The 12,139-nt window shown below is 67.8% G+C and carries 11 protein-coding genes; 4 read left to right on the forward strand and 7 right to left on the reverse strand.

Going from position 1 to position 12,139, the window contains the following annotated elements; translation table 11 throughout:
• Positions 1 to 8 precede the first annotated feature (8 nt).
• Entirely contained in the window at positions 9 to 770 is a 762-nt protein-coding gene (locus tag KF941_RS24910) for an SDR family oxidoreductase (RefSeq protein WP_028710211.1), read from the reverse strand.
• 179 nt (positions 771 to 949) lie between these two features.
• On the opposite strand from KF941_RS24910, the gene lpdA reads away from it, so the two are divergent.
• Entirely contained in the window at positions 950 to 2,389 is a 1,440-nt protein-coding gene (gene lpdA / locus KF941_RS24915) for a dihydrolipoyl dehydrogenase (protein WP_214274900.1), read from the forward strand.
• A gap of 49 nt (positions 2,390 to 2,438) precedes the next feature.
• Here lpdA and KF941_RS24920 read toward each other — a convergent pair whose 3' ends face one another.
• The 6 genes from KF941_RS24920 to KF941_RS24945 all read right to left on the reverse strand — a co-directional run bounded on the left by KF941_RS24920 (position 2,439) and on the right by KF941_RS24945 (position 9,201).
• Positions 2,439 to 4,163: an FAD-dependent oxidoreductase gene (locus KF941_RS24920; protein WP_214274901.1), complete on the reverse strand. Its 1,725-nt coding sequence runs from the start codon at positions 4,161 to 4,163 to the stop codon at positions 2,439 to 2,441.
• A gap of 75 nt (positions 4,164 to 4,238) precedes the next feature.
• Positions 4,239 to 5,429 (reverse strand): class I adenylate-forming enzyme family protein, encoded by a 1,191-nt coding sequence (locus tag KF941_RS24925; RefSeq protein WP_214274902.1) that lies wholly within the window; start codon positions 5,427 to 5,429, stop codon positions 4,239 to 4,241.
• Positions 5,430 to 5,442: 13 nt separating this feature from the next.
• Positions 5,443 to 6,333, reverse strand: coding sequence for an SDR family oxidoreductase (locus KF941_RS24930; protein WP_140847196.1), 891 nt, complete (start codon positions 6,331 to 6,333; stop codon positions 5,443 to 5,445).
• Complete coding sequence (locus tag KF941_RS24935; RefSeq protein ID WP_028710206.1) at positions 6,330 to 7,130, reverse strand: enoyl-CoA hydratase-related protein; 801 nt, start codon at positions 7,128 to 7,130, stop codon at positions 6,330 to 6,332. Before KF941_RS24935 ends, KF941_RS24930 begins: the two co-directional genes overlap by 4 nt.
• A 3-nt stretch (positions 7,131 to 7,133) precedes the next feature.
• The gene (locus KF941_RS24940) at positions 7,134 to 8,360 is read right to left on the reverse strand and encodes an aromatic ring-hydroxylating dioxygenase subunit alpha (protein WP_240540617.1); all 1,227 of its coding nucleotides are present in this window, start codon (positions 8,358 to 8,360) and stop codon (positions 7,134 to 7,136) included.
• A gap of 166 nt (positions 8,361 to 8,526) precedes the next feature.
• Positions 8,527 to 9,201 carry a GntR family transcriptional regulator gene (locus KF941_RS24945; protein WP_028710204.1) on the reverse strand — a complete coding sequence of 225 codons (675 nt, stop codon included), beginning with the start codon at positions 9,199 to 9,201 and terminating at the stop codon, positions 8,527 to 8,529.
• A 282-nt stretch (positions 9,202 to 9,483) separates the two neighbouring features.
• Here KF941_RS24945 and KF941_RS24950 point away from each other — a divergent pair, with 282 nt between their 5' ends.
• Genes KF941_RS24950 through KF941_RS24960 form a run of 3 tightly spaced genes read left to right on the forward strand, consistent with a single transcriptional unit; the run spans position 9,484 to position 12,094 of the window.
• A complete protein-coding gene (locus tag KF941_RS24950) occupies positions 9,484 to 10,041 on the forward strand; it encodes a VOC family protein (RefSeq protein ID WP_214274903.1) in 558 nt (185 codons plus the stop codon).
• 27 nt (positions 10,042 to 10,068) lie between these two features.
• Positions 10,069 to 10,386: a 2Fe-2S iron-sulfur cluster-binding protein gene (locus tag KF941_RS24955; protein ID WP_036757215.1), complete on the forward strand. Its 318-nt coding sequence runs from the start codon at positions 10,069 to 10,071 to the stop codon at positions 10,384 to 10,386.
• Between the two features lie 52 nt (positions 10,387 to 10,438).
• On the forward strand, positions 10,439 to 12,094 hold the full coding sequence (locus tag KF941_RS24960; protein WP_214274904.1) for a class I adenylate-forming enzyme family protein: 1,656 nt from the start codon (positions 10,439 to 10,441) through the stop codon (positions 12,092 to 12,094).
• Positions 12,095 to 12,139 lie beyond the last annotated feature (45 nt).

Raw genomic sequence — 12,139 nt, forward strand, 5'->3', positions numbered from 1 at the left:
CGCGGCCGTCAGAACTGGACGCGCTTGGTGAAGCCGCCGTCCACGACCAGGTTGACGCCGTTGATCCAGCTTGCCGCGTCCGAGGCCAGGAAGGCGATGGCGCGGGCCACCTCTTCCGCCTCGCCCATGCGGCCGTCGGGCTGCTGGGCCAGGATCGAACGGAAGAACGCCTCGTCCTGCTGGCGCACCTGGTCCCACGAGCCGCCCTCGATCATGATCGGGCCGGGCGAGACCGTGTTCACCCGCAGCCCGCGCTTGGCATGGGCCTGGGACAGCTGCTTGCCATAGGTGATCAGCGCGGCCTTGAGCGCGTTATAGGCCATCGGGCCGATGAAGGTCTCGACCGCGGCCGTGGTCGAGATGAAGACGACATTGCCCGAGCCCTGCGCCTTGAAGGTCGGGAACAGCGCATCAAAGCCGCGCACGCAGCCCATCAGGTCGATCTCGAAGGCCTTGTACCAGCTTTTCTCGCCATCCATGCCGCCGCCGGCCGAAACGCCGGGCACGAAGATGTCGACGCCGCCCAGCTCCTCGGCGGCCTGTTGCAGCCATGCCTTGTAGCCCTCGGCATCCTTGACGTTGGCGGTCCCGCCGATGATCCGCGTGCCATAGGGCTTCAGCGCCTCGACGGTGGCATCGACCTCGTCCTGCTTGCGGGCGCAAAAGGCGACATCGGCGCCTTCCTGCGCCAGGATTTCGACCAGACTGCGGCAGATGCCGCGCGTCGCCCCCGTGACGATGGCTCGTTTGCCCTTCAGTCCCAGATCCATGCATTCCTCCTTGGTTTCGCGCGCGCCGCGGGCATACGCGCCAATGGGGCAGGCCGGCGCGATTCCGGCCGGCCGCCGCAGATCGAGCCAAAACTGCACCGGATCGGAAGGAATTGCAATATACAATTACTGCGTTCTTTGTATAACTAACCGCAGAATCGCCTGAAACAGAGGAAGCCATGCAGGATTATGATGTCATCGTCGTTGGCGCCGGACCGGGCGGCTATGTCGCGGCGATCCGCGCAGCGCAGCTGGGCCTGAAAACCGCCATCGTGGAGCGCGAGCATCTGGGCGGCATCTGCTCGAACTGGGGCTGCATCCCGACCAAGGCGCTGCTGAAATCGGCCGAGGCGCTGGAAACCGCCCGCCGCGCGGCGGATTACGGCGTCCGGGTCGAGGGGCGGATCACCGCCGATCTGGCGGCGATGGTCGAACGCTCGCGCGGGGTCGCGGGCCGCATGGCCGGGGGCGTCGCCATGCTGATGCGCAAGAACCGCATCGCCGTGATCTGGGGCAAGGCCCGGCTGGACGGGCCGGGCGCCGTGACGGTCGAGCCCGCCCAGCCGCATCCCCGCAACGCGGCGGCCAAGCCGCCCAAGGGTGCGCTGGGGGCCGGCCGCTATACCGCGCGGCATGTCATCCTGGCCACGGGCGCGCGCCCGCGCGTGCTGCCGGGGCTGGAGCCCGACGGCCGGCGCGTCTGGACCTATTTCGAGGCGCTGGCCGCGCCCGAACTGCCCGGCCACCTGCTTGTGGTCGGCTCGGGCGCCATCGGCATCGAGTTCGCATCCTTCTTTGCCGCGCTTGGCGCGCAGGTGACGGTGGTCGAGGCGGCGGGGCGCATCCTGCCGGCCGAGGATGCCGAGATCGCGGATTTCGCCCGCCAGCAATTCGCCCGGCGCGGCATCGCCTTTCATACCGGCTGCACGGTGACGCAGCTTGACCGGGGCGCAGAAGGCGTGACCGCCACGCTCCGGGACGGCAAGGGCGAGACGCACAGCATCGAGGCCAGCCATGTCCTGGTCGCCGCGGGGGTCGAGCCCAACAGCGAGGACCTGGGCCTGGTCGAGGCCGGCGTGGCGCTGGAGCACGGCTTCGTGCGCACCGACGCCCTGGGCCGCAGCAATGTTGCGGGCATCCATGCCATCGGCGACCTGGCCGGCGGGCCGATGCTGGCGCACAAGGCCGAGCACGAGGCGGTGATCTGCGTCGAGGCCATCGCCGGCCAGAACCCCCATGCGCTGAACCGCGGCCGCATTCCCGGCTGCACCTATTGCGACCCGCAGATCGCCTCGGTCGGGCTGACCGAGGAACGGGCGCGGGCCGAGGGCCGGGGCATCGCGGTCGGCAAGTTCCCCTTTCTCGCCAATGGCAAGGCCATCGCGCTTGGCGCCGAGCAGGGGCTGGTCAAGGTCATCCACGACCGCAGGACCGGCGAGCTTCTGGGCGCGCATATGGTCGGGGCCGAAGTGACCGAGATGATCCAGGGCTTCGTCCTGGCCATGGAGCTTGAGACGACGGATCGCGAACTGGCCGAGGCGGTCTTTCCGCACCCGACCCTTTCCGAGACGATGAAAGAGGCGGTTCTCGCCGCCATGGGCAGGGCGATCAACATCTGACCGGCCGCCGCCGGCCGGGGCGCGGATCGTCCCGGCCCCGGCGGCTTCGTCAGGCGCCGCCGGGCACCTCGAGCCCCGCCTGCCGGGCGATGTCGCGCGCGGCGATCCAGCCGAAGGTCACGGCCGGGCCGATGGTCGCACCCGCACCGGGATAAGAGCCGCCGAACACGTTGGACTGGTCGTTGCCCGCCGCGTAAAGCCCGGCGATGGGTCGGCCGCCCTGCCCGATTACCCGCGAATGTTCGTCGGTCTTCAGGCCCTTGTAGGTGCCGATCTCGCCGGGATAGATGCGCACCGCGTAATAGGGGCCCTTGTCCAGCGGCCCCAGCGCCGGGTTGGGGCGATGGTTCTCGTCGCCCTGATAGCGGTCATAGGCGGATTCGCCCCGGTGGAACTCGGGGTCGCGCCCCTCGGCGGCATGGCGCGAGAAATCGCGGATGGTCCGGGCCAGCGCCTCGGGGTCGATGCCCAGCTTGCGCGCCAGCGCCTCGGGCGTGGCGGCGCGCGTCAGGTAGCCGTTGCGCAAGTAACGCCCCTTGGGGATCGGGAAGGGACGGACGAAGCCCATGCCCCAGCGCCGGATCGCCCGGTCGTCGCCGATCAGGAAGGCGCGGTCGGCGCCGCGGCTTTCGAAGGCGTCCAGCATGGCGGGCACCAGGTCGTGATAGGGCGCGCTTTCATTGGCAAAGCGCCGGCCGTCCGGCAGCACCATGATGAAGCCCGGCTTGTTGCGGTCGGTCAGGTGCGGCCAGACGCCGTTCTGGTCCACCGCCCCCGGCAGGCGCGAGGTCGGCAGCCAGGCGGCGGGCTGCAGCAGCTCGGCATTGAACTGCGCGCCGACCTCCTCGGCCATGCGGATGCCGTCGCCGACATTGGTGACGGGCGCGGGCGTCACCGGCTCCATCGTCCGGGCATGGCCGGGATATTGCCGGGCGCGGCGGTTCTTGTCGCGCGGAAAGCCCCCCGCCCCCAGCACGACGGCATGGCGCGCCAGCACCCGCACCGGCTTGCCGTCGCGCAGGATCTCGGCCCCGACGACGCGGTCGCCCTCGCGGATCAGCCGCTCTGCCGGGGCGTTCAGCCAGAACGGCACGCCCAGGTCATGCGCCGTCCGCGCCAGCCGCGCGATCAGCGCCCGGCCGCGCACGATGCGCTGCGACGATCCTTTCACCGCCAGGTCCATGAAATGCCGCGCCATGCGGCGGATCACATAGGCCATGGCCCTGGGCGAGCGTCCCGCCGCCAGGAACTGCTTCATCTCCAGCGTCGAGCCGATGGCCAGCCCCAGGAACAGCGTCTGCGGCAGCTCGCCCTTGAGCGTCTTCATCAGCTCGCCCATCTTGGCCGCGTCGTAATCCATCGTCCCGACCGAGCGGATGCGCGAGCCGCCCTGGGCCTCGGGATGATAGTCGGGAAACTCCATCGGATAGAATTTCACCTCGGTATGGTCTTCCAGATACTCGACCATGCGCGGGGCATGTTCCAGATAGGCCTCGATCCGGGCCTCGTCATAGCAATTGCCGGTTTCGTGCCGCAGATAGGTCCGCACCAGGTCGCCGTCGTCCTCGACCCCCAGCCGGGCGCCCAGCGCCTTGGCATGGCGGCTGCCCGGCACCCACAGCACGCCGCCCGAGGTCGCGGTGGTGCCGCCGAACTGCCCGGCCTTTTCGGTGACAAGCACCTTGAGCCCGGCCTTGGCGCAGGTCACTGCCGAGGTCAGCGCCCCCGCCCCCGAGCCGATGACCAGGACGTCGCAGGTTTCTGTCTGGGTCATCCTTGCCTCCTTCATGGATTGTCCGCCCGCTGCACGCGCCTCGCGCAGCGGCCAAGGGAAAGAAAACCGGCAGGTTCATATCTGCGCGAAGGCGTCGCGGCAGACGATCACGCGGCCCTCGGAATCGAGATAGCCCATGTCTCCGGTCTTGAAGAAACCGCTGCGGTCCAGCACCTTGCGGCTGGCGCGCAGGTCGTCGTGATAGCGCAGCATCAGCGGCGCGCCGCGAATCCAGATCTCGCCGATCTCGTAAAGCAGCATGTCCATCGAGGTGCGGGGATCGACGATCATCACCTCGACCCCGCGCAGGGGCCGGCCGGCGGTGGCATGCGCGGTATGGGGCGGGTCGCGCGGGTCCGAGCAGATGGCGATCCCCGCCAGCTCGGCGCGCTGGTAGCTGTTGAAGATGCGGCTGTGCGGCAAGGCGCGCCGCCAGCCGCGGACCAGCCTTGCATCGCCGCCGAGCAGGACCATGCCCGGCTGCATCTGCACCGCGGGCGGGGCTTGCGGCGGCACCGGCGCCGCGTCCGCCAGGATCAGGTGGCTTGCGGGCGCAGAAAAGGCCGGCAGGTCGCAAAGCGCCGCGCCCGCCAGCAGCGCGGCCAGCTCGGCGGTCAGCCGGACGGCGTGGTTCAGGGGCAAGGGCACCGCCAGCCGCGACCCCGGCCCCATGCCATAGCGCGCGGCCAGGCCCCGCGCGGCGCAAAGCAGCGCCCGGTGGCTCAGCACCACGCCGCGCGCCGTGTCCTGCTGGCCCTCGCCGTAAAGGACGACGGCGGGATGGTCGGGCAGGACGCGCCCGGCGCGTTCGGCCAGTTGCCCAAGGTCAGGCGCATCGCCCTGGGCCAGCAGCTCGTCGCAGGCGAGATGGCGCACTGCCGCAAGGCTCGTGCCGCGGCCCGCGCCTTGCGAATGATGCACCAGCAACCGCAGGCCCGAGCCCTGGAGCGCCATGGTCAGCCGGGCTTGCGGCAGGCTGGGCTCCAGCGGCACCACCACGCCGCCCAGCCACCAGATCGCCGCGCAAAGCGCCGTGCGGTCGGCCGAGGGCGGCATCGAGACGCCGACCCGCTGGCCGCGGCGAAGCTCGGCCGACAGCAGCCCGGCGGCCAGGCGCAGGATGCGGTCGCCCATCGCCGCATGGCTGGTCGCGCCCTGTTGCGCGACATGCGCGGGCAGGTCGCCCCAGGATGCACCCGCCAGGGCGGCGCCGATCACCGGGTCGCCCAACCGAAAGCCCGTGCCTATCGCCCTGTCCTCGCCCATGCCCCGCCTGCCGTCATACCACGTTGAAATGCTCGGGCACGCCGGCGGGCCAGACCGTGCCCCACATCTGCATGCCGCCGTCGATGGTCAGCACCTCGCCGGTGATGAAATTGCCCGCATCCGAGGACAGGTAGGCCACGCCTTCCGCGATGTCCCAGCCGTTGCCCATGCGCCGCTGCGGGTTGACGTTGCGAAAGCGCGCGGTGGCCTCTGCGGGATATTTCGACAGCCCTTCCGAGGCGATGGCGCCCGGCGCGATGCAGTTCACCCGGATGTTCAGCGGCGCCCATTCCGTCGCCACCGTCCGGCTGAGATAGATCACCCCCGCCCGCGCCGCGCAGGTATGCGCAGCCTGCGGCATGCCGCGCCCGACATGGGCCACGATCGAGATGACGTTGCCGGCCTCGTCCCGGTCGCGCCAGCGTTGGGCGGCGCCCTGCATCATCCACCACGTCCCGTTCAGGTTCAGGTCGATGACCGAGTTCCAGCCCTTGCGCGAAAAGCCGATGGCGTCCTGCGGGAACTGGCCGCCGGCATTGTTCACCAGCGTGTCGAGCCCGCCCCAGTCGCCGAAGACCCGGTCCAGCAGCGCATCGACCTGGTCGGGGTCGCGGATCGACATCGGCATGTAGTCAACATGCTGGCCGGTCAGGCGCCCGACCGCCTCTTGCGCATCGGCCAGCACCTCCTCGCGCCGGCCAGCGATCATGACCTTCGCGCCCAGCCGGGCCAGCAGGAAGGTCATCGCCCGGCCCATGCCGGTCCCGCCGCCGGTGATCAGGAAGCGCTTGCCCGCGAAAAGATCGGGGGCGTAGATCGTCGGCCGGCTTGCCAGTTCCTCATCGGTCAGGAACCATTGAAACCCGTGCGGGCCTGCCGCCGAGGGCTGTGCCATTTCGTTCATATCCGTGTCCCATTGGCGAAATTTGCGTCCCGGCCCTGGTTGAAGGCCGCGATCCCCTCGCGGCTGTCGGCCGAGTTCATCAGCGCGGGGCCGTGCCGGTGGCCCCAGTCGATCGCGGCTTGCAGCGTCTCGTCCCGCGCCACCTCGTAAAGCTGCTTGGCAAGGCGCAGGCAGTGCCAGGAATTGGCCAGCACCTCCTCGGCCAGGGCGACGGCCTCGTCCAGCACCCGGTCGCCCGGCACGACGCGATTGACCAGCCCCAGCGCGGCGAAAGCCTGCGCCGGGTAATGGGCGCCCGAAAAGATCACCTCGAAGGCCTTCTGCCGCGGCAGGATCTGCGCCAGCCGCTGCACGCCGCCGGCAAAGGCGACCATGCCGCGGCGGATCTCGGGCAGGCCGAAGACCGCGTGGTCCGCCGCGACGACCAGGTCGCAGGCCAGCGCCGCCTCGCAGCCGCCGGCGACGGCCGCGCCGTTGACGGCCGCGATCAGCGGCTTGGGGCAGCGCCGCTCGGTCACGCCCAGAAAGCCCGCGCCCGGCACCAGCCCGGTGCCCGAGCCCATGCGGCCGGCCTCCTTCAGGTCCATGCCGGCGCAGAAGGCGCGCTCGCCGGTGCCGGTCAGGACGATGGCGCCGACGCTCTCGTCGGCCTCGGCATGGCACAGCGCCTCGTGGACGCCGTAGGAGGTGGCGCGGTCGGCCGCGTTGCGCAGTTCGGGCCGGTCGATGCGGATGATCGCCACCGCGCCGCGCCGTTCATAGCGAACGGTCGGAGGAAGGACGGGCAGGTCCGGCATGGCTCAGGCCCGCTCGGTTTCCGAGGGTGCCTCGGCCGGTTTCCAGTTGCTGTCCCAATAAGGCTGCAACAACGGCTTGATGCGCAGCGCCGGGGGCACGCGGTCGGCACCGATGCGGCGGTCGAGTTCCTCGTGCCAGTGATAGATCCGCCGTTCCTGGTAGTTCAGCGGAAAGTCCCGCAGCCCGCTGGACATGGCGGCGATCTGGATCTTGTCGGCGAATTGCAGGTCTTCTTCCAGGATCGCGGCGAAATTGCGGATGCGCATGTCCCAGACTTCGGGGCGCGGCCCCTCGCCCCAATGCGGCGCGAACCAGTAGACGTCGATCGACATGGTGTCGATGGTTTCGGGCCAGAAGGCCAGGACCGGGATCCCCCAGGGCGAAACCGGCGTGACCAGGTTCGGATAGGCCATCAGCGACAGGTTGGTGTCGCCGAACCAGGGATCGACGCCGTCGATCTCGGGCAGGCCGCGCACGCCGGGGTCTTTCCAGCCCTCGCGCTTGAAGGGCGTGACCATGCGGGAATGCCCGTGTTCGTATAGCGTGATGGCCGAGCCGCGGTGGTCCAGGAAACGGTCCACGGTGTTCTGGTGGATCGACTTGAGGTGATAGACCTCGAGGAAGGCGTCGATCAGGATCTTGACGTTGCATTTCACCTGGATCGTGGACTTGTCGATCAGCGCCAGCGTGTCGGGCTTCATCTCGTCCAGCGCCTGCGCCACCGGGCCCAGATAGTCGCGCAGGGCCATGGCGTCGGAATCGAGGTTCACGAAATACAGGTTGCCGATATTCTCGCAGCGCACCTCGACCAGCGAACGGCAGCTGAGATCCAGCCCGACGAAATCGCGCCGGTCGCGCAGGTTGATCAGCTCGCCGCGCGTGTTGTAGGTCCAGCCGTGATACTTGCAGGACACGCCGCGGGACTTGCCGGACGGCTCGGTCACGACGGGCGCACCGCGATGGCGGCAGGTGTTGTAAAAGCAGCGGACCTTCCGGTCCTCGCCGCGGATGAAGAACAGCGGCTCGCCCAGGCGCGACCACTGGATGTAGGAGCCGACCTCGGGCAATTCGTCGGCATGGACGGCATAGAGCCAGGTCTTGCGCCAAAGATGCTCCATCTCCAGCGCGAAGAAGGCGGGATCGGTATAGCGCAGGCCCGGCAGGTCGGGGAATTGCGGGAACCCCTCGGGCGGACCCCCGCGCGCGCTTTCGTAAGCCTGCTGATCCAAGATACGCTGCTTTTCTTGCGGATTCATCGCCATTCCTCCCCAGAAGACGCTGATGCGATCAGGCCATGGGGCGGAAAGCATCCGACCCGGCCGATTAGTATGTATTTTTATAGATCATTACTGCATACGCAAGAACAAAATTTGTGGATTGAAATCGGAGGGGAGATCAGCTGGCCCGGACGCGCTCCTCGTTCATGGCGATGTAATCGGCCAGGATGTCGCCCTGGACCTTGGTATGCTTGCGGAATTGTTCGGCCGCACGCTCGACGTCCTGGGCCAGGATCGCCTCCAGAATCGCGCGGTGATCCTCCAGGTTCGACTGCGACTGGCCCGGATAGCCCAGCTGGAAGCGGCGATAGGGCACCAGCTTGCTGCCGAGCTTGTTGGTCATGTCGATCAGTTCCTTGTTATGCGTGCCGTCGATCACCAGCAGGTGGAACTTGCGGCTCAGCGCATAATAGTTGTCCTGGTCGCCGGCGGCGAAGGCGCGCTCGGACTGTTCATGCACCTCCTTCAGCGTCGCGCGCTCTTCCGGGGTCATCCGCCGGGCCGAGTATTTGGCGCAGATGGATTCCAGTTCGGACATCACCTCGAACTGCCGGATCAGGTCGGTGACATCGGTCATGGTGACGACTGCGCCCTGCCGGGGCCGCTTTTCCACGATGCCGGACTCGATCAGTTGCAGGATGGCCTCGCGCACGGGGGTGCGGGAAACCTCGAAGCGGCGGGCAAGCTCCTCTTCGTCCAGCGAGCTTCCCGGCGCGATGGCGCCCGAGAAGATGTCCTGTTCGAGCGCAAGCCGAACCTTCTCCGAATGCGTCATTCCGGCAGATCGTGCCATTTTTCTTCTCCTTCTCTGCCCATGAGCTTGACCCGGTCGAAACAGGCTTCCCATATACGCCAGGTGGCAGCAGATTGTATGCTTACACTTCACGCCCAGCGTATTCCAAGCCCGAGTCGCTCTGCAATACTGTTGCCGATGGCAAGGCGGCCACACCGGCTGGAAGCAGCCCGTTTTTCGCGTCCGGGCGGGCCTTCGGGATGAAAATCTCGCATTGGCAAGAATTGTATATTGAAATGCGGTAAAAAATACACAATGATGCCACCACGGAGGGGAGGATCAATGCCGGACAGCTTCGATCCCGTGGGAACCAAGGCCAGGTCGCGCCAGGGCGCCATCGTCCAGATGGGCTATGTCGTGCCCGACCTGGAGTGCGCGCTGGCACATTGGACGCAGACGCTGGGCGTGGGCCCGTTCCTCGTCACCCCGCGAATCGACTATGCCGAGCTGCATTATCGCGGCCGGCCGATCCAGGTCGAGAACGCGGTGGCATTGGCTTCCTGGGGCGGCATGCAGATCGAGATCATCCAGCAGACCGGCGGCGACGATTCGATGTTCACCGATTTCATCGCGCGGCGCGGCGGCGGCCTGCATCACGTCTGCCTGCTGTCCAGGGATCTGGACGCCGACCTTGCCGCCTGGCAGGCCGAGGGCATCGGGGTGCTGATGGGCGGGCGCACCGCGGCCGGCATTCCCTTTGCCTATCTGGACAGCGACCCGCTGGACCAGGGCCGGGTGGTCGAGATCGTGCAGCCCTCTGCCGGGCTCGTGAAATTCTTTGCCCGGCTGGAGTCGCTGGCGGCCGATTGGGACGGCTCGCAGCCCATCCGCCATCTCTAGCCCCAGATCGACAGACAAGGACGCCAGATGCCACGAATCACAGCCACGGACCGCGACGGAAGCGTGAAGGAGTTCGACGCAGCACCCGGAACCAGCCTGATGGAGGCCCTGCGCGACGTGGCCGGCCTTGACGTCGCCGCGATCTGCGGCGGTTCCTGCTCTTGCGCGACCTGCCACATCTATGTCGCGCCCGGTTGGCTCGACCGCCTGCCGGAACAACAGCCCGACGAACGGGAACTGCTTGAATTCATGGAAACCTATCGCGACACATCGCGGCTGAGCTGCCAGATCCCCGTGACCGACGACCTTGCCGGGCTCGAGGTGACGCTGGCACCCGAGGAATAGCCGCAATCGTCGCAGCAATGAGGGGCCCGGCGCGAACGGGCCGGGGGGAAAGATGTCAGCTACGCTCAACTACACGGCCACCACCACGGTCGGCGATCTTCTGGTCCGGGCAACGGCACGGACGCCGGACAAGGACGCGATCCGGTTTCCCGACCAGAACCGCAGCTTTCGCCAGCTGCACCAGGCCGCCATGCTGCGGGCCCGCGAACTTTACGGCCTGGGCGTGCGGCCCGGCGACCATGTCGGGATCTTCCTGCCCAGCTGCATCGAATACCTGGAATACTACTTCGGGCTGGCCTATCTGGGCGCGGTCTCGGTGCCGATGAATGCCCGCTATCGCGAACACGAGCTGCGCTACCAGACCGTCAACGCCGACCTGGTGCATATCATCTCGACAACGCAGGTGGCCGAGGGGCTGGACTTCCGGGCGCGGCTGCACCAGGCCTTTCCGGCCCTGCGCGACGCGCCCCCGGACCAGCCGATCCGCCTGCCCGAGGCCCCGCGCCTGCGCGGCATCACCCTGCTGACCGACGAACCCTCGGCCGGATGCCTGCGCCAGTCCGTGTCCCAGCGCTTCGCCGCCGATGTCGAGGACGCGCTGATCGACCGGCTGCGCCGTGCGGTCACGCTGCGGCAGACGGCGCTGATACTGTATACTTCGGGGACGACCTCGAATCCGAAAGGCTGCATGATCAGCCACGAGGCGCTGGTCCGCACCGGCATGGGCCTGGCCGAGCGCTACGGGATGACCGATCGGGACGCGTTCTGGTCGCCCCTGCCCATGTTCCATGTCGGCGCGCTTTTCCCGCTATGCGCGGCCTATCATGCCGGCGCCACCTATATCGGCATGCAGCATTTCGACGCCGCCGCTGCGCTGCGGCTGGTGCGCGAGGCGCGGCCGACCATCGGCTATCCCAGCTTTGCCCTGTTCCTGTCGGACATGGTCTATCACCCGGATTTCCGCGCCGAGGACATGGCATCGCTGCGGCTCATCAACTGCTCGATGGCGCTGAGCCCGGAGCCGTTCCGCGAGTTGATGCGCAAGAGCTTTCCCAACGCGGTCTTCGTCGGCACCTATGGCATGACCGAAACCGCCGGCACCGTCACCACCAGCGACCCCGCCGACAGCGAGGCCGAGCGCTTCAACCGCCTTGGCCGTCCCTTCGACGGGCTGTCCGTGCGCATCGCGCGCGAGGACGGCACCGGGGCCGCGCCGGGCGAGATCGGCGAGATCTGCGTCAAGGGCTTCTCGATCTTCACCGAATATTACGGCGATCCCGAAAAGACCGCCGAGGCCAAGCGCGACGGCTGGTTCCATACCGGCGACCTCGGCTCGCTCGACGCTGCCGGCACGCTGATGTTCCACGGCCGGGCCAAGGACATGCTGAAGGTCGGCGGCGAAAACGTCGCCGCGCTGGAGATCGAGATGGTCGTGGCCCAGCATCCCGCGGTCAAGACCTGCCAGGTCGTCGGCAAGCCCGATCCGCGGCTGCAAGAGGTGCCGGTGGCCTTCGTGGAACTGGTGCCGGGCCAAAGCGTGGACCCAGCCGCGCTGATCGCCTATTGCAAGACGCGCATCGCCAGCTTCAAGGTGCCGCGCGACGTCCATTTCATCGCCGAATGGCCGATGTCCGCCAGCAAGATCCAGAAATTCAAGCTGCGCGACATGGTGCAAGAGATGGCGGCGGATAGCTGCGCCGCCCAATAATCCATCACAAGTATTTTTACTTCGTTCTACAATATTTTTATATCC

This window comes from Paracoccus sp. pheM1 (assembly GCF_018499825.1).
In the GTDB taxonomy this organism is placed as follows: domain Bacteria; phylum Pseudomonadota; class Alphaproteobacteria; order Rhodobacterales; family Rhodobacteraceae; genus Paracoccus; species Paracoccus versutus.